We start from the raw sequence: 22,882 nt of genomic DNA, 5'->3' as shown, positions 1-22,882 counted from the left end.
CTTATTTGCTTTTGGTCGTTGGCAGGTTTATGCCTGGGTAGACTTTGATGACGGCTGAATCGTCCTCTTGGCCATAACCTGCTGCGCTAGCGGACAAGAATTGTTGATGAGCGCTTGCTGAAATAGGCAAAGGAAATTTAAACTCTTTGCCTGCATCAAGCACAATGCCTAAGTCCTTCACAAAAATATCGACCATACTATTTGGTGTGTAATCGCCGGATAAAATCTTTGGCACACGGTTTTGGAACATCCAAGATGAGCCTGCGCTGTTTGAAATGATTTCATAGACCATCTCTGGATCTAGCCCTGCTTTTAGCCCCAACGCCATAGCTTCTGCAGCGGCCGCAATATGAACACCAGCAAGCAGTTGATTAATCATTTTTACAGAGGCGCCACCACCAACGGTGTCACTTACTCTGTATAGTTTTGCTGCAATGGCATCAAAAAGCGGTTGGCAGTCTGCAAAAGCCTGTTCTGGGCCTGACGCCATAATAGATAATTCGCCAGTATTCGCTTTCGCTGCACCACCGCTAACTGGCGCATCAATCATTCTTAGACCCATGGCTTGCAATTTTTCGTTAAGCGTTTTTGCATAGCTTGCCGATGTCGTGCTGCCTAAGATAATGACCGTATTGGGTTTAAGTGAGGTGGCAATGCCTTGTTCGCCGAATAGTACTTGATCACATTGATTTGAATTCACCAGCATGAGTAGGATCGCATCGGCATCCTTGGTCGCCTCTAGAAGGGTGGCTGGAGCCATGCCGCCATGCTCTTTAAAAGCACTCATGGCTGTTGGGTTGAGGTCAAAACCATAGGTGGTTAACCCTGCTGACACGGCAGACTTAGCGGCCCCCATTCCCATAGAACCTAAACCAATAACAGAAAAAACAGACGTAGAATTAGACATAAATAATTACCTATAAAGTTAAGAATTTGGACATGACCTAGTGTGTTAATTGAGGCCTGGTAACCACAGAGCGATGCTAGGAAACGCCATGACCAAACCAAGAGCCGAAATTTGCAATAAAATAAAAGGCCACAGAGAAAGGAAAATTTCTTTTAGGGTGATGTGTGGTGGTGCGACACTTTTCAGGTAAAAAGCCGCGGGTCCAAATGGCGGGCTGAGATAAGAAATCTGCATATTCATGGAGAACAAAATACCAAACCAAATAGGGTTGTAGTCCAGCGCAATAATAATAGGCACAAAAATGGGCATGGTCAGTAAGGCAATGCCTATCCAATCCATGAACAATCCAAGCACGATTAAAATAGCCATCATGATCAGGACAATGAAAATAGGCGCAATGTCTAGCCCCAAAATGACGGACTGAATAAAACGGTTGCCCCCCATTAAGTTGTATACACCCACTAAAGCGCTTGCACCTATACCAATCCAGATGATCATTCCGCAGGTGTTGAGCGTTTGCTTTAAGCTTGCTTTCATCATTGAGAAAGTCAGCTCGCGGCGGACAATGGTTGAAATAATGACACCTACCACACCCATGCAAGCGGCTTCTGTTACCGAGGCAATGCCTGCATAAATACTGCCGAGCACCCATACCGCCACAAGAACAGGCAATATAATGCTTTTTAGCTGCGATGCTTTTTCTGAAAAAGGAATATCCAATTCATCTTTTGGTGCTGGTGGCCCCATTTTCGGGTCTAAGAAACAGCGTATTAGGATGTAGGCAATATAGAGTGACGCTAATAACGAGGCAGGAATAACAGACGCGAGAAACAACTCACTAATTGAAACGTTAGCGGTTAAACCATAAATAATGAGCACAATACTAGGTGGCACCATGGTACCTAAAGAACCCCCTGCGCATACTGTGCCGATAGAGAGGCGTTGGTTATAGCCCAGTCGTAACATCTGAGGCAAAGCCAACAATCCTAGAAGAATGATTTCGCCACCAATAATGCCCGACATGGCAGCAAGAAACACCGCCACAAACAGAGTTTGTACCGCGACGCCGCCGGGTAAACGGCCAGCAAACATACGCAGCGTGTTGTATAAATCTTTGGCGATGCCCGACCTATCAAGAATCGAGGCCATTAATACAAACATGGGAATGGAAATGAGCACGTATTCATTCACAAAACTGTATATACGTGTGGTGACTAGGGGAATGGCCATAGGCCCGAACCAACCGAGAGCAAAAACAAGCGCGACCAAGCCAGTAACGAAAGCGAGTGGTAGTCCAGTAACGAGTAATAATAAAATAGAGCCAATCATCAGATAAGATGCAGCTTCGATGCCTATTTGCGATAGTTCAAACATACTTATCTCGCTTTTTTAATGGCTTGGATTAATCGAATGATGCTTTGTACCGTCATTAAGACGAGGATCACAAATAACCCCGTTTTCACAATGGCGGGTGTAATGGGATTCCAAGCAGAACCTGAGGTTTCTAAGCGAAACATGCCAGAGGGTGTGAACAGTGCCTTGTGAGTCATGATGTAACCGGCATAAGCAATGAGAGAACAAAAGAAAACGGATAGCAGGCCATTTAATATATCTAAAAAATGTCGGCCTCGATCACCGACAGCGTCGTACAGCATCTTGATGCTGATGTGCGTATTTCTAGCCAGACAATATGAGCCGCCATAAGCCATGCATAGAGCACATATCATGGTGGTTGACTCATGCACCCAGATCGTTGGGGCGTCAAAGAAATAGCGGCTGATGATTTCGTAGAAACTGATGCCAACACTGATTAAAAATAGGTAGGAAACATAACCTCCTAACCTATCCACCCAAAGATCTAATGCATTATTAAATTGAATGTCATTGAGGTGATCTAAGGTAACGACAGCGGTGTCTTCTACTGACGTGTTGGTCTTTTCGTTATTATTCATCGTAGTATCCTGAGAGAATTGGATAGAAAGCAGTGAGGAGGAAGAAAGGCTGTCTGCTTACCTCTTATAGAGGTAAAAGCGCCTTGCTTGCTCCTCGCTTCAGTCCAAGAAAACGATTATTTCGCTAGCAGGTCTTGGCTTATTAGGTAAGCCGATACTTTAGTGTAGACTTCGTTGGCCATAGGCGATCTTTCTGCCCATTTTTTCCATTGCTTCTGAGCAATACCACGGAACTTCGCACGCTCTTCATCCGACCAGTTGATGATTTCTATCGACGCGTCTTTCTTCGCTTCAACAACGGCTTTTTTATCGAGCATTTCAAGGCGCTGTACCATGTCGTAGCCGAACTCGCGTACGGAAACAGACAGTATTTCTTTTAACGAAGGAGGTAAGTCGTCCCATGTGTTTTTATTCATTGACACAGCAAGGGTTGGCATTGAATGAAAACCTGGGAAAAGCGGGTATTTGGCGAACTTATGTAAGCCTTGTGCTTGGTTTGTGGAGAAGACGCTGTAGTCTGCCGCATCAATAACGCCTTTATCTAAAGCGGTATAAACTTCAGAGCCCGGTAAGTTCACAGGGGCTGCCTTGATGGAGGCAAATACTTCTTGCACCATGCCTTCAGGAGCACGCATTTTTACGCCTTTAAAGTCTTCAACACTGCGGATCGGTACTTTTGATACAAAAGACTCAACACCGGTTGATGCGGCACCGATAAATTGTAAGCCGTAAGGGTTAACCAATTTGTTATAGGCTTCTTTACCGCCACCATATTCCATGAATCCAAACATCTGATAGGGGCTACTCCAAGCACCCACAAGATTGCCTAGCATAGCAAAGGCAGGATCTTTACCACTGAAGTAAGAAGGGTCAGCAATGTGACCTTGCAGAATCCCCGCACCAACGGCATCAAGGGTTTCGTTGTAGGCGACAACCGAGTTAACAGGAACCAGATCAATATCGACCTCACCTTGGCTCATAACACCGACACGTTCAGCCCACTCTTGTTGGATGGCGAAAAAGCTATCGCCAGCTTGCGCTCCGCTTTGGAAAGTCCATTTGTATTTTGCATCGGCAGCATATAGGCCTGAGGAAGTTGAAAGCACGGCGGTAGAAAGAGCGACGACAGTGAGGTTCTTTTTTGATATGAAAGAAAGCATGATTATTCCTTTTTTAATTGTTGTTGGAAGACAGATAATGATCTTTTGGTAGCGCTATCAAATAGCGACCATTTTCTAAGATTACCATAAATGATAGCGCTGTCAAATGGCAGTTTTAAATTTTTAACTCGGTTAAGTTAAATGAGAATAGGTACTTTTTCGTTCGATTATTTTATAACTGACATCATGTTGGCGTGGGGTGGGGTGAGATCGATTCACAATTTTATGGAGCAGGTACTCAGCCGCTTTTTTACCCATTTCATACAGCGGAATAGAAACCGTAGTCAGGGGGGGAGTCAGTTCTTCTGCAAAGGGTAGGTCGTTAAATCCGGCAATGGAAATGTCTTTAGGGACAGAGATCCCTCTTCTGTTGCATTCAAATATAGCGCCAGCAGCAAGGTCATCATTACTGAAACAAATCGCCTCTAATTCAGGGTGTTGGGTAAATAATTGATTAAAGAGCTTGGCTCCCAATTTGAATGAGGTATGGCTTTGGCTAGTTAATACATAATTGTCATTACTGATATTGTTATCTTGCATGGCGTGTTTGTAGCCTTCCATGCGACGTTGAGATCTAGGGTCCATGCGTGCGCCAATGAAGCCAATCTTTTGGTAGCCCGCGTTTTGTAAATGCCGGACTAAATCATAGGATGCTTGGAAATGTGAAAAACCAACATTCATATCAATTGGAGAATCGGTTAGCTCCATGATTTGTACAACAGGGGTCTTAGCGCCAAGCAATAACTTTTGAGTGCGTTCGTTCTGGTCGATGCCCGTTACTATGATGCCATCAGGGCTTTGTTCAAGTAGGGTCCTGACTAATATTTCTTCTTGATCGCTTTCATAATGCGTATTGGCAAGTAAGATCCGGTACCCAGCGGGCGTTAAGGTGTCATGAATACCGTCTAATAAATCTGGAAATACCGCATTGGAAAGGGAAGGGAAAATAACAGAAATAATTTTGGTTTCGGAAGAGGCTAATGACCGTGCGGCATGGTTTGGAATGTAACCTAGTTCATTAACCGCATCGTAGATCTTTGTTCTAAGCTTTTCGGAGACCTGCTGAGGATTTTTCAACGCCCTTGAGGCGGTTATTGGGCTAACCCCTGCTTTTTCTGCAACATCGGATAAGGTGACCCTACCCATACTTCGACTTGAGATGTTGTTATTTTTTTTACTGCTCATTCGTTATTCCATTCATAAAGATGCATCACATTGTTGCTATTTTACTACAGAAAACAATCATTAATGCCAATATTAATGGGAGCGCTTACTATTTTAAAGCCGAGCACTTCACTTTAGATCTATGTCCTTTTTGACCCTGCTGACTGTCCTCGTTTATCTTTAATTACCTTTATATAGTGGATTCTACTAATCTAATAAGTGGAAATCATTATGTCGTTTAAAGACAGTATGCTGGCGTTGGTTATTATTGTGGCGTGGGGGCTTAACTTTGTTGTCATCTCGGTAGGCGTTAGTGACGTTCCACCTTTGCTGCTGGGTGGTTTGCGATTTTTAGCTGTGGCCGCCATAGGGAGTTTGTTGGTTAAACGTCCCAATGTGCCACTGAGGTGGTGGTTTTCCTACGCGCTTCCTATTGGTTTTTTGCAGTTTGCTTTTTTGTTTGTGGCGATGGCAAATGGCATGCCTGCCGGGTTGGCCTCTTTGGTGTTGCAATCGCAAGCTTTGTTTACCATGTTATTTGCTTTGGTGTTTTTAAAAGAGGGTGTGCGTTTACATCAGGTGTTGGCAATTGTATTGGCTGGTGGCGGTTTGGTCATGATTGCCGTGGTGTCCGGAGTCGGTGATATGACTCTAGTTGGTTTTATTTTGACTTTGTTTGCCGCGGCGAGTTGGGCTGTCGGGAATATTGGGATTAAACGTCTTAGCCAGAAAGGTTATCAAATGGATATTAAGTTGGTGATTTGGAGCGCATGGATTCCGCCCTTGCCTTTCTTTATCGCTTCTTGGTTTATGGAAGGACCAGAGCTAATGCTGGCAGCTTTGACTAATATCAGTTGGTCTTCTATTGGGGCCTTAGCTTACCTTGCTTTAATTGCAACGATTCTTGGTTATTCGTTATGGGGGTATTTAATGGGTCGTTATTTCGCGAATCAAGTCGCACCATTAACCTTGGGAGTGCCTGTTGTAGGGCTAACGGCGGCGGCTGTCATTCTTGATGAAACATTATTACCACTACAATGGATTGGGGTATGTTTCGTGTTGCTTGGTTTATTAATGAATACCTTTGGTGCTCGACTGTTTTATCGTATTCCAATGAAGGTGAAGGAAGTCTAATGATGGCCATTCAGTCAACGATTCATGTGTATTTTCTCATGCTGCCAAATAGTGTTTTGCTCGATACCATTGGTCCTGCTGAGGCGTTTGAATATGCGAATCGTTTTTGTGCTGAGGCTGAATCTGAGGAGGTGGGCAAATTTGAACTGCACTTCATTGGTCCAGAGGCGAAAGTACCAAACACATTAGGCTTGAATATTCAGGCCGACCCTTTACCGAATCATCTACCTAAAAATAGTTGGGTGATCAGTACTGGTTTAGCAGGAGAGCGTATTGATTTAACAACACCCGCTATCAAAAAAACGATTCGTTGGTTGGCGGGGCAAGCAGGCTCTATTGGCCGCTATATAAGTATTTGTGCGGGTACTTTATTGTTTGCTAAAGCAGGCTTGTTAGCAGGAAAAGAATGCACCACTCACCATATGCATCTTGAAGAACTGCAAGAGGCAGAACCAGCGGCAAAAGTACTGGCGAATCGATTGTTTGCCATAGACGGTGATTTTTATAGTAGCGCAGGTGTTACCGCTGGGATTGATCTGGCGCTTTATTTAATACAGCAGGAGTTTGGTGCCCATTATGCCAGTCAAGTGGCGCGCCATATGGTGTTGTTTTCTCGTCGCGGACCGAATGACCCTAGCCAGTCGCCATGGTTAGAAAATCGTAATCACTTCCATCAAAGTGTGCACCGAGTCCAAGATGCGATTCAGGTTGATCCAGCTCGTGATTGGTCTTTGGAGAGCTTAGCGGAAATAGCCCATTGCAGCTCACGCCATTTGGTTCGTCTCTTTAAAGAAAGTACGGGCATTACGACGCGAGAATACATACACAAACTGCGTCTTGCTTTGGCCATGCAGTTTTTGCAGAGTTCGGCGTTGTCGATTGAAGAAGTCGCAGAGCGTTGTGGTTTTGATGATCCAAGACAGTTCCGAAGACTTTGGGCAAGAAAGCATCCAGCGCCACCGTCCCATTATCGGAGGAGCGCTTCTTAGCTGAGTGTCTTAGTCGTGCCTCGAAAAGCAAGGAGTGCTCAAAATAACCGCGCAGGAGAGTGAGAGTGCGCGGTTATTTTGTATTCTATCTTGTATCCTGCTCTTTATTAATCTTGGTATTCGTAGGCACCTAAATCCGGCGCTGAGCCTTGATAGGAATAACCGACATTCTGGCCTGCATCGATTAAGTCGCTGTTGCTGACTAAGCGCAGAAAGTCATTGTTAGGTAGGTTTCCGTTACTGTCCCGGTTGGCAGACGCCAAAGAGGTAGCAACGCTTTGAAAGTCCTGTGAGTCGGCTTGAACGGATAAGTCCCAAGAGTTATAGGCTGAGTTGATTTCGCTGGTTGTGGCCTTGCCGAGTGCTGTGCCAGAGCCAAAGGCGACGTTGTTTCTCAGGTAATGGTTTGCCGAGCCTACGTCCGCTAACATATTGAAATTATAAGGGTTATTGAAAGCCGTATTGTTTATGAAATCGAGACCACCTGGATGGTGGTTGGCATAAAAGCCATTGATGCGATTGCCAAAGGAAATGTTGAAACGCACCATATGACGAGCCACATTCTCAGGGAATGTACTGGTGTCTAAGCCCCAGCCGCCTGCTTTGATGCCGGTGCCATTGCCCGCTCCCGTTGTGGTATCAGGAATGAAGCCATTATTAAAAGCGATTGAATATTCCACAACGCATACGCCTTTTGCTCGAATGAAGTCAAAGCCATCATCGCTGTTTGCCCAAGCACGAGAATAGCGGAATACATTACCAGTATCATTGGAATGACAGCCAAAACCATCGGCGTTTTCACCACCTCGATCCGGGTCATAGTTATGGTGAGAGTCCACATTCAGGACCAGGTTATGACCACCGTCGGCAATAAATAATCCGGGACCCTCATTGTGGTGAAGGTTGAGGTTTTCAAAAATGTTATGGTCAGCACCGTTTTCAATACGGATTCCCCAAGATTCATTCACGTTAGTAATGACCTGTTGGACTTTTTTAATTTCGATGCCTTTAAAGTGTAGCCAGTCAGCACGAACACTAAAGCCACGGATACGTTGGTAAGGTGTGAAATTCGAGAAATCAAAGACCGGTTTTTCACCCGGGTAAGCGTAGTATTTGATTGGAGAGTTCTGCGTCCCACTCTTATTAAACAACACACCGATCCCATCAGCGTCGTTGTTGTCATTAAACCAATAGGTGCCGCCTCGTAAGTAAATCAAATCGCCGGGGGAAGCTTTTGACTGTGCTTTATCGAGTGTGGCAAACGGAGAGTAGATGGAACCATTGCTGTTGTCGTTGCCCCATGGCGCGACGTAGTAGTCCCCGTCATCGCCATCAAAAGCATAAGAGGACTGAGTTATTCCTAATGTGATCATACTTATGATCAGGTGTTTTTTTGAAAGTTTCATGACATATATCCCTATAAAATGCATTCCATAAAAGCCAAATGGTGATTCTTATAGGATCATAAGAATTGATACATTGGGCAAAAATAGGAGCGTTAGTTGACTGAAATTATTTGAAAAACAAACAGTCAGGTTGCGCTCCCTATTAAAGAAAGATAGCAGATCCTCCTATAAAAGGAGCTAGAGTGTATCTATTCGTTATCTTTGTTTTTGTTTAACATCTTTTGCCGACACGATGGCAAATTGGCAATAAGTTTATTCTGCCTATTGTCGATATCTATTTTTGCGGCTTGTTTAGTGACATTAGGAGAAAGAAATGGAAATAAAAACAGCTTTTATTGGTCTGGGCGTAATGGGCTATCCCATGGCTGGGCATTTGGCGAATAGTGGATACCCTGTGACCGTGTTTAATCGCACTGGAGCGAAAGCGCAGCAGTGGGCAGTAGACTATTCTGGTCAGTTTGCACTCACTCCAAAGGATGCCTCCTTGGATGCCAAAATGGTCTTTATGTGTGTTGGGAATGACGACGATGTACGCAGTGTGGTTTATGGTGAAGAGGGCATTTTGGCTGGGCTGCAAGAAGGCGATATTTTGGTTGATCACACCACAACTTCAGCACAACTTGCTCTAGAGTTAGCGGAAACGTGTGAAAAAGTTGGCGTGCAGTTTATTGATGCGCCGGTATCTGGTGGTCAAGCGGGGGCCGAAAACGGCAAGCTGACCATCATGTGTGGCGGCGATACAGCGACTTTTGCTAAGGCAGAACCCGTTATGCAATCCTACGCCCAGCAAGTCCAGTTGTTAGGAAAAAATGGTCAGGGACAACGTTGCAAAATGGTTAATCAGATCTGTATCGCGGGTGTGCTACAAGGCTTGAGTGAAGCGCTCATATTGGCAGAAACCGCAGGTTTGTCGATTCCTCAGGTAGTGAATACGCTACAACATGGGGCGGCTGGGTCATGGCAGATGGTGAATCGTTTAGAAACCATGGCGGAAGATAAGTTTGATTTTGGCTTTGCCATTGATTGGATGCGCAAAGATCTGGGGATTTGCTTGGATGAAGCCAAAACCAAAGGCGTAAGTTTGCCACTGACGGAAGACGTCGACCAAAAATATAAAGCCTTGCAAGAACAAGGTATGGGTCGCATGGATACTTCTGTGTTGGTTCGTGCTTTAAAAAAATCGTAATAACAAAACGACTGCGCTCGATGATACTGCGTCAAAAACTGGCTCAAAATGCTCATTTATAAATATAACTCCATTTCTCGTGACCTTTGTGTATTAGAATGTGCCGACAAATTCATAGAGTACAGAAAGTGTCCCAGTCTATAACGCAACAGAGAACCCAATGGTTAGAAGTGATTTTCTTGTGGGTCGCTGGCATCAGTGCCGCGATGCAGTTCGCAAAATTTTCCATTTCTTATGATGCTGTGTTGGATCATTATCAAACGGGTGAGACGTTAACGGGCGCGGCGCTTTCTGTGGTTGGTGTGGTGGGCCTTATTTTCGGTGTATCTGCAGGTATGATCGCCAGTCGGGTTGGCTATTTACGTGTGCTGGTTGGTGCCCTAGTTTTGGGTGGCGCATTATCTTTTATTCAGTCTTTTTTACCTCACTTTAATGTTTTTTTTGTCACTCGAATGCTGGAAGGCTTCTCTCAAGTGGGGGTGGTGGTGTCGGCGCCGACCTTGATTGCTAAATTAAGCGCGCCGCAACATCGATCCTTAACCATGGGCTTATGGGGGACTTTTTTTGGTGTGGCTTTTGCGCTGAGCGGTTGGTTGGGGCCGAATATTCTTGAACCGTTTGGTTTGCATGGCTTGCTGCTGAGTCATAGTGTTTTGATTACCAGTATCGGTGTGATGCTGTTTTTTCTATTAAGAAACAACGCCGTGTTGGAAATCGTACCAGTGACAAGCAATCAAGGGAGCTTTTTCTCTCAAATGGTGGTGATTTATCGTAACCCTCGTGCTTTATTACCTAGCCTGGTGTTTCTATTTTATACCTGTACTCTGGTGTCCATGCTGACCTATGTACCGCGTTTGATTAAAGATGCTCATATTCACGGTTTTATGTTGGTTGCTTTACCCTTGATTAGCACCGGTGGCGCATTTTTGGCGGGTGCACTGGCGCAATATGTGATGCGACCGCAACGTGTTGCTTTGGTAGCGTATTTGGGGGTGGCATCGAGCGCACTGATTTTATCGACGGTGATTGAACTGCCGCTGTTGTTTGCCGTGGTGGTGAGTACTATGATTTTGTTTGTTGGTATGGTGCCGGGGGCCGCCTTAGGAATGATTCCGTATCTTGCTCGCAATACCAGTGAACAGGCTCAAGGCTACGGACTCATTGCTCAATTAGGGAATTTAGGCGCCACATTAGGGCCGCCTATTTTCGCCACCATGATTGCTGCTTTTGGCGTGCCGGGCTTAGTGACTTTAGTACTTTGTATTTGTGGCTTTGGAGTATTTTTTAGTTTGCTGGCTGGGCGCCTTCCATCTTCCGCTAATCTTTCCTAGTCATTATACGGCGTAACACTGTTTGCGCCGTCCTCTTGTGTTCTTTTCCGCTCGTCTATTTTGGCTTCTGTAAGGCTTATTCTTGGTCTTATTCGCTTTATTTTAAAAAACTTTCCAAATCCCTGTAATAATCTTTGCTGTACTGCGTCTAATCGTTATTCATTAAGTTATTGAGACATTTTGTACTGAATCACTCGATAACGAGTCTGTTGGAGTTCTGTTAATGAAGAAAATCGGATTATTAGTGTTCATTGCTGCCATTGCTGCGGGCTTTTTCTATTTCGACCTGAATCAGCTTTTAACACTAGATGGCCTTAAATCAGGTTTAGCGCAGTTTGAAAGCTGGCGCAGTGAAAGCCCTGTGTTGGTTGCTGGAGGCTTTTTGATTTTATATGTCATGGTCACGGCTTTATCCTTACCCGGCGCCGTTATTATGACGCTAGCGGCCGGTGCCTTGTTCGGTTTGGTGTGGGGCACTGTGATTGTGTCTTTTGCTAGTTCAATAGGTGCGACTGTCGCCTTTTTAGTATCCCGTTATTTACTGCAAGCCACGGTGCAGGCCCGTTTTGGTACTCGTTTAAAAGCCTTCAATGAAGGCATTGAAAAAGACGGGGCGTTTTATCTGTTTACCTTACGACTTGTCCCTGTTTTCCCTTTCTTTCTTATTAATTTATTGATGGGGTTAACCTCCATTCGAGCGGCCACTTTCTATTGGGTCAGCCAAGTCGGCATGTTTATCGGTACCTTGGTGTATGTGAATGCCGGTACCCAGCTGGGACAACTGGAAAGTTTGTCAGGCATTTTATCGCCTTCCTTGCTGATGTCTTTTGTGCTGCTAGGGGTATTTCCATTAATCGCCAAAAAGATCCTAGCGGTGATTAAGGCGCGTCGCGTTTATCGTGGCTTTACTAAACCCAAGCAGTTTGACCGTAATCTGATTGTTATTGGTGGCGGCGCTGGTGGATTGGTGAGTGCTTACATTGCAGCTGCAGTTAAAGCCAAAGTAACCTTGATAGAAGCCCATAAAATGGGAGGGGACTGCTTAAACTACGGTTGTATTCCCAGTAAGGCTTTGATTAAAAGTGCCAAGGTCGCGCATCAAATGCGCCATGCAGAAAAATACGGTTTAGACAGCAAGGAGCCTGCTTTCTCCTTTAAAAAAGTGATGGCGCGTGTGCAGGATGTGATTCGGCAGGTGGAGCCCCATGACAGCGTTGAGCGCTACACCAAATTGGGTGTGGACGTGGTGCAAGGTTATGCCAAGTTGATTGACCCTTGGACAGTAGAAATCCAGCTCAATGACGGTGGTACCACACGCATGACGGCACGCAGCATAGTGTTAGCCACTGGCGCGCGGCCTTTCATTCCTGAATTACCTGGTTTAGAGGAGGTGGGTTATTACACCAGTGACACCCTATGGGAAGCCTTTGCCAAATTTGATGAGCCGCCTAAACGCCTTGTTGTCTTGGGTGGTGGTCCGATAGGTTGTGAATTGGCCCATAGTTTTGCTCGCTTGGGTTCTAGTGTGACACAGGTAGAACGCTCTGCTCGTATCATGATTCGTGAAGACGAAGACGTGTCAGCGCTGGCGCAAGCCAGTATGAGCCAAGATGGCGTAAACATTTTAACCTCGTCCAATGCGGTACGTTGTCAACAAGAAGGTGGGGTCAAGCGTCTCGTGATCGAGCAAGATGGTAAAGAATCCTGCATTGAATTTGATGCCTTGATCTGTGCCGTTGGCCGCGAAGCGCGCCTTGAAGGGTATGGACTAGAAAACCTAGGTATCGAAACCAAGCGTACTATCGTGACGAATGATTATTTGGAAACGCTCTTTCCAAATATCTATGCGGCTGGTGATGTGGCTGGGCCTTATCAGTTTACTCATGTTGCGGCGCATCAGGCTTGGTATGCGGCAGTGAATGCTTTGTTTGGCACTTGGAAGAAGTTTCGTGTCGATTATCGAGTGATTCCTTGGACAACCTTTATTGATCCTGAAGTCGCTCGTGTTGGTTTGAGTGAGCAAGATGCAAAGCAGCAAGGCATTTCCTACGAAGTGGTTCGCTATGGTCTTGATGATTTGGATCGGGCCATTGCAGACAGTGCCGCAAAAGGTTTTGTGAAGGTGCTGACGGTACCGGGTAAAGACAAGATCTTGGGTGTCACCATTGTTGGTGAACACGCTGGCGACCTGCTTGCCGAGTTTGTGCTGGCGATGAAGCATGGTCTTGGGCTGAATAAAATCCTTGGCACCATTCACACTTATCCCACTTGGTCGGAAGCGAATAAATACGCCGCAGGGGAATGGAAACGCACCCATGCACCAGAGCGTATTTTGAATTGGTTGGAAAAATACCACGCATGGCGTCGAGGTTAGGCAGATGAAACACTGGCTGATTTTATTATTTACCTTGTTGGGTTTACAAAGTGCGGCTGTTAATGCGACGAATGCCTTTGACCATTCAGCGTGGGATGCCCTATTAAATCAGCATGTTTATTTGCTGCGCGATGGTCAGGCAAGCCAAGTGGACTACCAAGGTTTTGCAGACAATCAGCCCAAACTAGCCGCTTACTTGCAGCAGTTATCACAAGTTAGCGTCTTAGAGTTCGATAGCTGGCCGAAGCCGGATCAGTTGGCTTTTTTGATCAATGCCTACAACGCTTGGACAGTCGATTTGATATTACAGAAATGGCCTGACCTAGAATCGATTAAAGATCTTGGTAGTTTGTTTCGCTCTCCTTGGGGTAAGGCCTTTATTCCCTTATTAGGCGAGACTCGTTCTTTGGATGATATTGAGCACAAGCTGATTCGAGGCTCTGATCGTTACCAAGATCCGCGTATTCATTTCGCGGTAAATTGCGCCAGTGTTGGTTGTCCCGCTTTAGCTAATCGAGCTTATCAAGGGGATAACCTCGAAGCGTTATTAGAGTCACAGACACGACTTTTTTTGGCCGATCGTAGCCGCAACCGATTCAATAATGATCATTTAGAAATCTCTTCCATTTTTAAATGGTATCGCAAAGATTTTGAAAAAGGCTGGCGGGGCTATTTTTCATTGCCTGACTTCTTGCTCCACTATGCAGCGGATTTGTCTTTATCAACGGATGTGATGAAAACGCTACAAGCGAAGCCGCCGGATATTGAATTTTTAGACTATAACTGGGCATTGAATGCGAAACCTTAACAATAGTCGTGCTGTACTAAGGTCAATAACAACCGATGGTAGGAGTGTGACGTGATTGCTGAACTGCAAGCCTGGTTAGCCGCTGGGCATCATTCGTTAGGCCTAATGTTTGTTGGCATTATTCTATTGTCTTATTTATTAGAAGATTTGGCCATTGTGACGGCCGCCACTTTGGCCGCACAAGATTTGATGATGCCGTCTTTTGCTCTTTTGGCGATTTTTATTGGCATAGCAACAGGCGATTTGGGTTTGTATGCCTTAGGGCATTATGGCCGCACGGTGCGTGGCTTACGTTATAAGGCATTGACCAATAAGTATTTCAAGATAGTGCGTAAAAGACTGCATCAAGGGGCTTTTTGGAACTTGTTCTTGATTCGTTTTATCCCTGGATTAAGAACGGTTGGTTTTACCTTGAGTGGTTTTTTCTCAATTCCATTGACGGTGTTTTTAGTGTCTGTGTTATGTGCTACTGCGCTTTGGACTGGGTTAGTTTTCACTATTATTTTCTACTTGGGAAGCAGCGCTTGGTTACAGGCGAGTCAGTATCAATGGGTAATGATTCCGTTAGCGTTTGGCGTATTGTTTATCGCCAATCGTGCTGTCAATAAATCTTTTTCGCGAGGCTTGTTATGAGCTCTATGTTAGGCAATCAATGTATTGCAGCCAATAAAGTGAATGCTGGCATGCCAGTGCTTAAGGAAGACAGTAAACGCAGTGTTTCTCCTTATGAGTTTTTGCCTACGTGGTTTTTTTATACCCCTGTGGTGTTGCAAAGTATTTTTCAAGGGGTGCGTCATGGTGATATGGCTTTGCCTTTGATTGCCAATCCAAGCATTCATTTAAGTGGCATGGTTGGCGAGTCGAAAAACGATATTTTAAATCTGGCTGGGTCGATTGCTCAGCCATGGATCTCGCCTTTTATTACCCGTATTAAAGATAAGCAATCCGTCGCGGATCAAACGACTGATGCCATGCAGGCTATGACTGAGGCCAAATTGGACTTTCCGATTGTTGCGAAGCCTGACCTCGGCTGTCGTGGTGTTGGGGTCAAGTTGCTGAAATCCAGAGAGCAACTTGCAGACTATATTGATGCCTTTCCTATAGATGCGCGCTTTTTATTACAAGAAAAAGCGCCTTATCAGGCGGAAGCAGGTGTGTTTTATGTGCGTTATCCGGGTGAAGAACAAGGCAAAATTATCTCTATCACCTTGAAATATGCCCCTTCTGTACTTGGTGATGGTGTGAGCACCTTGCAACAGCTTATTGAAGCGTCACCACGAGCGGGACAATTGAGTCATCTGTATTTGCCAAGGCATGAAGATAAATTGAGCTGGGTACCGGCAATGGGCGAAGAGTTTCAATTAGCCTTTGCTGGCAGTCACAGCCGAGGTTCTATTTTTAAAAACGGCAACCAATACATTACCCCTGCCCTGACTCGCAAACTGGATGAGATTTTGAAGGATGTGAAGGGTTACCACTATGGACGTTTGGATATCAAATTTGCGGATATTCAACGCTTCATGGCAGGAGAAGCCTTCACTATTTTAGAAATCAATGGTGCGAGCAGTGAGGCCGCCCATATCTGGGATAAAAATACGCCGTTGAAAGAAATTTTTTCTACTCTGTTGATGCAATATCGCACTCTTTTTGAGATTGGCGCGAAACAGAAAAAGCTCGGTCATAAGCCCCCGACCATCGCGGCATTAGTTCGTGCATGGCGTCATGAAAAGGCTTTAACTCAGCAATACCCAAGCACGGACTAAACAACCAATAGCAGGATGCAGTGAAAGCAAAGACCACATTAACGATGAAAAAGTAATGGTAAGACTATGTTAGCGACATTAAAGGCACTGCAAGACGATGAGGAGCTCGGTATTTCACCAGTTCAACAAGGGTGTATTGATACCCTAGAGCAAGGTTATAACTTCCTTAATTTTCTTAATGATGAGCAGTATGTTTATGTGGCGAGTCCCCATGTCGCCAGTTCTATTGGACAGCATTTTCGCCACCTATTGGATATGTTCCTTGCCCTGAGCAACGACACCCCTGTGATCGATTATAACTTGCGTCGTCGAGGTCACAAGGTTGAAACGTCGCGTCAGGTGGCCATGGCAGAGTTACTTGCTTTTATTAAATGGCTAACATCAAAAACGCTAAAAGACCTTCAATCCCCAGTGACTATTTGGACAGAAGTATCAGTGATTGACACGCAAACCTGTGAAATGACTTCTACTCTAGAGAGAGAACTAACCTTTGCTGCATTACATGCGAATCATCACTTTGCCATGTCGAAAGTCACCATTAGTTTGTTGGATGGTCACTTAAACGGAGTGGGTGATGACTTTGGTTTTGCTCCCGCCACCCTGACTTATTTAAAGGGGCAATAATATGTGTTCTGTGTCTTGGCTGATAGACAAAGATGGCTATCAAATTTTCTTTAATCGAGACGAACAGAAAAATCGTGCTCTTGCGCTGCCACCCCAGCAGTTAACCCTAGATCAAGTTGATGTACTGATACCGATTGATCCTGTTGGAAAAGGCAGTTGGATTAGTGTGAACGAGTTTGGTTTGTCCTTGTGTTTGTTGAACAACTACCAAGGAAAAACACCTTCAGGGGAACTGATTAGCCGGGGTTTGTTACTGAAAAATTTATCGGTAGCCGCTTCTGTAGAGGAATTAGAGCGGGCCTTTAAAAGGTTATCACTGCGACAATTTGCCCCTTTTACGTTATTAGCGTTTGACTCAGATTTAACCCTAGAGAACCCCAATGTGATGGCGTTCGAATGGAATGGTGAAGACTTTCATCAGCAGGTAACTGAGGCCCCGCATTTCTCTTCAGGCGTGGAGTTAGAGCAGGTGGTGGCTTATCGCCATCAGGCGTATTTGACTCATCAGCATGAACTGCTGGATTTCCATCGACACCATCATATTGAGCATTCCCATTTTTCTGTGTGTATGCATCGACATGATGCTCAAACCGTGAGCTTTACCCATGTGCAAGTGACGGCTAATAAACAGCAAATGTCTTATGTGGCTGGCTCCCCGTGTATGGCGTTGTCTGCAGCGGCATTGACAAAAAATTGTTATCAAATACTTAAGCGTGAAGCTTTAGTCAGTTAATTTTATCAACGAAGAGGTATTTATGAAGTGGTTAGTTGGCGTTTTCCTAGTAATGGTCAGTTCGTTGAGCTTTGCTCAAGCACCCATTTATACCGGTTTTTTTAGCAACAAAGCCTTGAACGGTTATGACACGGTGGCCTACTTTACTGAGCATCAAGCGGTGAAGGGTAAGTCAGATTTTTCAACGGAATATAAAGGGGCTAAGTGGCTATTTGCTTCTCAGCAGCATTTGGATCTCTTTGTTGCTGAGCCAGAAAAATACGCGCCCCAGTACGGTGGCTACTGCGCTTGGGCGGTGGCAGAGAAAAATGACTTTGCTTCTGCCGATCCCAACGAGTGGGCGATAATAAGTGGTCGATTATTCCTAAATTATGATGAAGAGATCAAAGCGCGTTGGGATAAGAGCACTGCAAAATTCATTAAAGAAGGCGATAAAAATTGGCCTAACCTGATTAAACAGTAGAGTGTAAAAAATGAAGAAAAATCTTATTAAATATGGTCCAGCGGTCTTTATTGCTTTTGTGTTCGTACAGTCGTTGTTTTTTAAATTCACTGGTTCACCTGAAACAGAGTACATTTTCGGAACCCTAGGTGAATGGTCAGGCATTCGCTTGTTTGGTCAATACGGCGCTTATTTGATTGGTAGTGCTGAGCTGATAGCGGCTATTTTGTTGTTTACCCGCTTTCATGGCCTTGGCGCTGTTATGGCTGTGGGCATTATGAGTGGCGCTATCTTTTTCCACCTGTTTACGCCACTTGGCGTGTTGATGCCAGAATTTAACGCCAGTGGTGAAGTCGTTGGTAATGACGGTGGTTTGTTGTTTGGCATGGCGTGTTTGGTTTGGGCATGTGGTGCTTTTCTTGTTGTCCGTGACCTGAAAATGGTCAATGGTTTTCTTTACCAATTATTGAATAAGGCTTAAGTAGAGCAATGACTAGTCCGTTTCGTTTGCCACATTTTACGCCCTTCGGCATTGGTGAGTCTTTTGTTGAATGGCTCTCTGGCTTGTCTAAGTTAGATGATTTTTATCAACAACGACCACTAGGCTTGTCGAGCGTTGATTTTATGAAATACACCTTAAAGGCACTGAATGCGAGTTATTATCTAGAGCAAGGCTCTCTCGATAATATCCCTCAAACTGGGCCTGTGGTCATTGTGGCGAACCACCCTCTTGGCGCTATTGAGGGTGTGATATTAGCCGCATTGATTGCTGAACGTCGTCAGGATATTAAAGTCTTGGCGAATCAAATGTTGAAACGTGTTCCTGAGATTTCAGAGCTGTTTATTGGGGTAGACGTATTTGGTGGTAAAACCGCTAAGCAGACCAACAGCATAGCGATTCGTGATGCGAATCAACACCTGAGCGATGGTGGTCTGTTGGTGATTTTTCCTGCAGGAGAGGTGTCCTCCTATCCGAAAGGAAGCAAAGTCTTGTCGGATGTGACTTGGAGTAACTCGGTTGCTAAGTTTGTAAAGCGCGCACAGGCCACGACAGTTCCTATCTTTATTAATGGCAAAAACAGCCCCTTGTTTTATCGAGCAGGGCGCGTTCATCCATTACTCAGAACGGCGCTTTTAGGTAAAGAGTTACTGAATAAAAGAGAGTCTAGTATTGCCTTATCTATCGGTAGCCCAATCCCTTATTCTGAAGTGAGTGAGTTTCAAAAAGACCAAGATTTAGTGCACTACTTACGTTTAAATACCTATTTGATGAGCTCAAAAAGATCGTTAAATAAAGGGGCGGTGGAAGCATCCATGGCGCCGATTATCGACGCCATTGCTGTTGATAAACTAGAACAAGAAATCAATGCCCTTCCTGAAGAGATGCTGCTGGTAGAGCAAGGTTGCTTTGCTGTGTATTGCGCTCCTAGCCAATCGATTCCAGAGTTGATGAAGGAAATTGGACGTATTCGAGAAGAGAATTTTCGTGCTGTAGGTGAAGGTACAGGATTGGCCTGTGACCTTGATGAGTTCGATCGCTATTATCATCAGTTGTTTGTTTGGCATAGAGATAATAAAGAAATCGTCGGTTCATATCGCTTAGGCTTAGTCGATGAATTGATCAAAGAAAAGGGCTTAGAAAGCCTGTATTCCCGTAGCTTGTTTGAATACGACCAAGCCTTTATTGATAGCTTGGACAATAGTATCGAAGTGGGGCGTTCTGTGGTGGCGGCCCATTATCAAAAGAATTTAAATTCCCTGTTCATGCTGTGGAAAGGCATCGCCACCTTTGTGCATCGCCATCCTAAGTATACGCACCTGTTTGGGCCAGTCAGTATCAGCAATGAATACAGTCACAGTGCCAGAGAATTGATGGCGGCGGTATTGTCCATCCATTTTTATGATCAACAAAAAGCCGCGTTAGTCGCTGCCTCGACACCGTTAAAAAATAGCGAGATGCCTTTTTGGCAGCCTCATCTCTTGACGGCGTTAGCAAGCGTTTCCCTATTGTCAAAAGTGCTTGCCAAGATGGAGTCAGGAAAAGGTTTGCCCATCCTGTTGCGCCAGTATCTGAAAATGAACGGCAAGTTGGTATGTTTTAACGTGGATTCTGCCTTTAACAATACCTTGGATGGTTTGATCGTAGTAAATCTAAAAGACGTGCCAGTAAAAACCTTAGGGAAATACATGGGAAGAGCAGAGGCAGAAAGTTACTTACAAAAGTAGCTCTGATCTGGGTTTACTAAAAGTGCTCCGGCAAGTTGTGGAATAGCTCTTCCAACAACTTGTTGAGCCTTTGTATTTTAGCTTCTGTCATGCCTTTAAAGCTTTGGCGAAATAGGTCCTGAGTCACATCTTGAATATCAGCAATGGCTTGCAGGCCCTTTTCTGTAAGAGTCACATCGGTTACTCGCCCATCTTCACTGCGTACCTTGGTCTCAATCAGTCCGTCTTCTTTCATACGTTGGATGATTTTGGTGATGGTGGGTAATTTAGCGATAGCGTGGATGGCAATTTGCGATACGCTGGTGGTGCCTTCTTCTTTTAAAATGAACAGGATGCGCCATCTTGGTATGTCGAGACCAATTTTTTTTAGGGCTTTTTCCATCGCCATGGTATAGCGGCCATGGACACGGGCAAGCCAATAGAAGGGAAAGTCTTCTTTGTGAAAGTCGTCACTTGCTGGATTGTATTTTTGGCTACGGGGTAGTCGAGGTTTGTTTGTCATTAAAGGTCTTTGCTCCTATTAGGGAAGGTCTGAATAAGTCTACTAAGACTCAGTCTTTCAGAGAAATCGTCAAATAAGGCGCGACTCTGATGTAATGTAGGTACCTTTCAAAGAGTCGCAACGCAGTGTGGCGTTTTCTCTGAAAGACCCGTAGGGCATGGTCTAAAAGCCTGAATTCTTTGTTGAGCACCTCGACAATAGGGCAACTATTCACATTCGGCACTCGCCTCGAATAACAGGCTTTTATCCACATGCTGAGACAAGAGGACTTGTTCAGACCTTCCTTAGCCATAGACTGTACAAAAGGTTGGTGTATCTAGTCAATTTACAAGAGCCTGATTGGATTGCTAAGTAGGGAAAATGACCAGAAGTATTCTGGTCATTTTTGAGTCTATGAAATTACCAGTAGGCGCCTCTTTCGCTTTCCATTTTGCGAACCATGGCGGTGTAAAATTTATTGGCAAAGCCACTATTGCTAATGAGCATTTGCGTTTGTTCCGCACATTTTTGGCTGATGGTTTCTGGTAGAGGGACATCTTCGCCGCCCAGTGCACCTGATGTGACTTGAATCTCGGCGGCTCGTTGTACCGTCCAGAGTAAAAAGAAAGTACGTTCAATATCAAATTCGCCTACGGCAATACCGTGATTACGTAACACTAAAATGTGTTTATTTCCTAGGCTTTCGAGCATTCGGCTTCTTTCATCATCATAAAGCGTGATGCCTTCGAAGGTATGATAGCCGACACGGCCGTAAAGTTGTGCGCCATAGAAACTGTCATGGGTGAAGCCGATTTTTTTCATAGCGACAGCGGATACTTCGTTGGTGTGCGTATGAATCACACAATGTACGTCTTCCCTTGCCGTATGGATCGCCCCATGAAGTGCAAAGCCTGCTGGGTTTCCATCGTATGGCGAGTCGTCTAGTTTGTTGCCATTTACATCGACTTTGATCAAGTTCAGTGGTGTGATTTCTGTGTAGTTAAGGCCAAAAGGGTTCACCAGATATTCGCCTTCTACATTGGGGAGGCGTGCTGATATGTGGTTGAAAATGGTCTCTGTCCAGCCAAAGAAATCAATTAGGTGGTAGCAATGAGCCAATTTAACTCTTAGTTCCCACTCTTCTTCGTTAATGTGTGATGGTCGTGACAATGTTTTGCTCATCGTTATTTCCTTAATGTGTCTTCGTGCTTTATGACGCTTTTGGCAAGTGAGTGTGGTGAGTGGCAATAAACTCCGTCACGTTGAGTAAGTTTTGGGTAGCCACCATAGGTGTACCTACCTTGTTGGCTAGCTCGATCACCGAGTGGCCAATGGCACTCAGTTCAAGCGGTTGTCCTGCTTCAAAGTCTTGTAGCATGGAGGTTTTTACGGCTCCCATTCCAGCACCTAATTCCATAAAGGTATGAGGGTCAAAACGAATTCGTGCGCCATAAGCGGCAGCGGTGAGTAGCACTTCATCTAGCATCTGGCGAACCAATGGTTTGAGCCTATCGTCTGCGTAAACCTGTTCTAAGGTACCTTTTGTGACCACTGATAATGGGTTGGATGTAATGTTAGCGGCGACCTTTGTCCATAACTGATCTCGAATATTGTCGGTTGCTCTGGCTTCTATGCCTGCCAGTTCAATAACATGGCGAACGCTTTCTAGTCGCTCTGTCATTTCATTCGTAATTTCGCCTAATACGATTAAGTGAGGATTGGTCGCTTTGACAACCGCAGGAGCTTGGCGAGAGGCAGTAATAAACACCACACAGCCAATTAGGTGCTTATGAGGCAGGAGTTTGCTAACACTGCCTTCAGGGTCAATGGATTGAATGTTTTCTCCAGAGAAGCGACCTTCTATTCCTTGGAAGTACCACCAAGGAATGCCGTTTACGGCAGGAATCACGATGGTCTTTTCGTGCAGCATTGGCTGTATTTTTTCGAGCATAACGGGCAACGCTGGTGCTTTTGTGCAGATAAAAATAAGGTCTTGCGGGCCTAATTCTTCAGCAGATTCACTGGCGTTGACAGGTACCTGATAGTCACCGTCTAAATCCGTTAGTTTGATACCCTCTTTCTTGATAGCGGCCAGTGTTTCTCCGCGAGCTAATACATTTACGTCTTGGCCTGAATGGGCGAGTCGAGCAGCGATAGTACAACCAATGGCACCTGCGCCTGCGATACAAATTTTCATAGTGT

The 22,882-nt window shown here is 45.0% G+C and carries 22 protein-coding genes; 13 read left to right on the top strand and 9 right to left on the bottom strand.

Annotated features, from left to right (window positions below):
* Position 1: 1 nt before the first annotated feature.
* The 5 genes from ltnD to gntR form a co-directional block, all read right to left on the bottom strand.
* The gene (gene ltnD / locus I8J31_RS00960; protein ID WP_199466314.1) at positions 2–907 is read right to left on the bottom strand and encodes an L-threonate dehydrogenase; all 906 of its coding nucleotides are present in this window, start codon (positions 905–907) and stop codon (positions 2–4) included.
* A 45-nt stretch (positions 908–952) separates the two neighbouring features.
* Positions 953–2,281: a TRAP transporter large permease gene (locus tag I8J31_RS00955; RefSeq protein WP_233402521.1), complete on the bottom strand. Its 1,329-nt coding sequence runs from the start codon at positions 2,279–2,281 to the stop codon at positions 953–955.
* 2 nt (positions 2,282–2,283) lie between these two features.
* Positions 2,284–2,859 (bottom strand): TRAP transporter small permease subunit, encoded by a 576-nt coding sequence (locus I8J31_RS00950; RefSeq protein WP_199466313.1) that lies wholly within the window; start codon positions 2,857–2,859, stop codon positions 2,284–2,286.
* A gap of 116 nt (positions 2,860–2,975) precedes the next feature.
* Entirely contained in the window at positions 2,976–4,019 is a 1,044-nt protein-coding gene (locus tag I8J31_RS00945) for a TRAP transporter substrate-binding protein (RefSeq protein ID WP_199466312.1), read from the bottom strand.
* A gap of 132 nt (positions 4,020–4,151) precedes the next feature.
* Complete coding sequence (gene gntR, locus I8J31_RS00940) at positions 4,152–5,204, bottom strand: HTH-type transcriptional regulator GntR (RefSeq protein ID WP_199466311.1); 1,053 nt, start codon at positions 5,202–5,204, stop codon at positions 4,152–4,154.
* 210 nt (positions 5,205–5,414) lie between these two features.
* On the opposite strand from gntR, the gene I8J31_RS00935 reads away from it, so the two are divergent.
* Positions 5,415–6,317, top strand: coding sequence for an EamA family transporter (locus tag I8J31_RS00935; protein ID WP_199466310.1), 903 nt, complete (start codon positions 5,415–5,417; stop codon positions 6,315–6,317).
* Positions 6,317–7,306: a GlxA family transcriptional regulator gene (locus I8J31_RS00930; protein ID WP_199466309.1), complete on the top strand. Its 990-nt coding sequence runs from the start codon at positions 6,317–6,319 to the stop codon at positions 7,304–7,306. The genes I8J31_RS00935 and I8J31_RS00930 overlap by 1 nt, the downstream gene beginning before the upstream one ends.
* Before the next feature lie 107 nt (positions 7,307–7,413).
* On the opposite strand, the gene I8J31_RS00925 is transcribed toward I8J31_RS00930, so the two are convergent.
* Positions 7,414–8,712, bottom strand: a complete 1,299-nt coding sequence (locus tag I8J31_RS00925; protein WP_199466308.1) for a right-handed parallel beta-helix repeat-containing protein — start codon at positions 8,710–8,712, stop codon at positions 7,414–7,416.
* Between the two features lie 313 nt (positions 8,713–9,025).
* Here I8J31_RS00925 and I8J31_RS00920 point away from each other — a divergent pair, with 313 nt between their 5' ends.
* The 11 genes from I8J31_RS00920 (at position 9,026) to I8J31_RS00870 (ending at position 20,199) form a co-directional block, all read left to right on the top strand.
* Positions 9,026–9,898 (top strand): NAD(P)-dependent oxidoreductase, encoded by an 873-nt coding sequence (locus tag I8J31_RS00920; protein WP_199466307.1) that lies wholly within the window; start codon positions 9,026–9,028, stop codon positions 9,896–9,898.
* 128 nt (positions 9,899–10,026) lie between these two features.
* Entirely contained in the window at positions 10,027–11,229 is a 1,203-nt protein-coding gene (locus tag I8J31_RS00915; protein ID WP_325101157.1) for an MFS transporter, read from the top strand.
* A gap of 223 nt (positions 11,230–11,452) precedes the next feature.
* Positions 11,453–13,603 carry a dihydrolipoyl dehydrogenase family protein gene (locus tag I8J31_RS00910; RefSeq protein ID WP_199466305.1) on the top strand — a complete coding sequence of 717 codons (2,151 nt, stop codon included), beginning with the start codon at positions 11,453–11,455 and terminating at the stop codon, positions 13,601–13,603.
* Positions 13,604–13,607: 4 nt separating this feature from the next.
* Positions 13,608–14,411: a DUF547 domain-containing protein gene (locus I8J31_RS00905; protein ID WP_199466304.1), complete on the top strand. Its 804-nt coding sequence runs from the start codon at positions 13,608–13,610 to the stop codon at positions 14,409–14,411.
* 51 nt (positions 14,412–14,462) lie between these two features.
* A complete protein-coding gene (locus I8J31_RS00900) occupies positions 14,463–15,044 on the top strand; it encodes a DedA family protein (RefSeq protein WP_199466303.1) in 582 nt (193 codons plus the stop codon).
* Complete coding sequence (locus I8J31_RS00895) at positions 15,041–16,174, top strand: ATP-grasp domain-containing protein (RefSeq protein WP_199466302.1); 1,134 nt, start codon at positions 15,041–15,043, stop codon at positions 16,172–16,174. Before I8J31_RS00900 ends, I8J31_RS00895 begins: the two co-directional genes overlap by 4 nt.
* A gap of 66 nt (positions 16,175–16,240) precedes the next feature.
* The gene (locus I8J31_RS00890; RefSeq protein ID WP_199466301.1) at positions 16,241–16,798 is read left to right on the top strand and encodes a hypothetical protein; all 558 of its coding nucleotides are present in this window, start codon (positions 16,241–16,243) and stop codon (positions 16,796–16,798) included.
* A gap of 1 nt (position 16,799) precedes the next feature.
* Positions 16,800–17,531 (top strand): NRDE family protein, encoded by a 732-nt coding sequence (locus I8J31_RS00885; protein ID WP_199466300.1) that lies wholly within the window; start codon positions 16,800–16,802, stop codon positions 17,529–17,531.
* A 22-nt stretch (positions 17,532–17,553) separates the two neighbouring features.
* The gene (locus I8J31_RS00880) at positions 17,554–17,994 is read left to right on the top strand and encodes a YHS domain-containing (seleno)protein (RefSeq protein WP_199466299.1); all 441 of its coding nucleotides are present in this window, start codon (positions 17,554–17,556) and stop codon (positions 17,992–17,994) included.
* Between the two features lie 10 nt (positions 17,995–18,004).
* Positions 18,005–18,454 (top strand): hypothetical protein, encoded by a 450-nt coding sequence (locus I8J31_RS00875; protein WP_199466298.1) that lies wholly within the window; start codon positions 18,005–18,007, stop codon positions 18,452–18,454.
* Positions 18,455–18,462: 8 nt separating this feature from the next.
* Positions 18,463–20,199: a bifunctional lysophospholipid acyltransferase family protein/GNAT family N-acetyltransferase gene (locus I8J31_RS00870; protein ID WP_199466297.1), complete on the top strand. Its 1,737-nt coding sequence runs from the start codon at positions 18,463–18,465 to the stop codon at positions 20,197–20,199.
* Between the two features lie 16 nt (positions 20,200–20,215).
* Here the strand turns inward: I8J31_RS00870 and I8J31_RS00865 are convergent, their stop codons facing one another.
* The 3 genes from I8J31_RS00865 to I8J31_RS00855 all read right to left on the bottom strand — a co-directional run bounded on the left by I8J31_RS00865 (position 20,216) and on the right by I8J31_RS00855 (position 22,877).
* Positions 20,216–20,701: a MarR family winged helix-turn-helix transcriptional regulator gene (locus I8J31_RS00865; RefSeq protein WP_199466296.1), complete on the bottom strand. Its 486-nt coding sequence runs from the start codon at positions 20,699–20,701 to the stop codon at positions 20,216–20,218.
* A gap of 399 nt (positions 20,702–21,100) precedes the next feature.
* A complete protein-coding gene (locus I8J31_RS00860; RefSeq protein ID WP_199466295.1) occupies positions 21,101–21,862 on the bottom strand; it encodes a class II aldolase/adducin family protein in 762 nt (253 codons plus the stop codon).
* A 28-nt stretch (positions 21,863–21,890) separates the two neighbouring features.
* Positions 21,891–22,877 carry a ketopantoate reductase family protein gene (locus tag I8J31_RS00855; RefSeq protein ID WP_199466294.1) on the bottom strand — a complete coding sequence of 329 codons (987 nt, stop codon included), beginning with the start codon at positions 22,875–22,877 and terminating at the stop codon, positions 21,891–21,893.
* Positions 22,878–22,882: the final 5 nt, after the last annotated feature.

It is taken from the genome of Marinomonas transparens (genome assembly GCF_016463975.1).
Lineage (GTDB): Bacteria > Pseudomonadota > Gammaproteobacteria > Pseudomonadales > Marinomonadaceae > Marinomonas > Marinomonas transparens.
The sequence above is the reverse complement of the archived record's forward strand: the minus strand, read 5'-3'. Positions and strand labels throughout refer to the sequence as shown.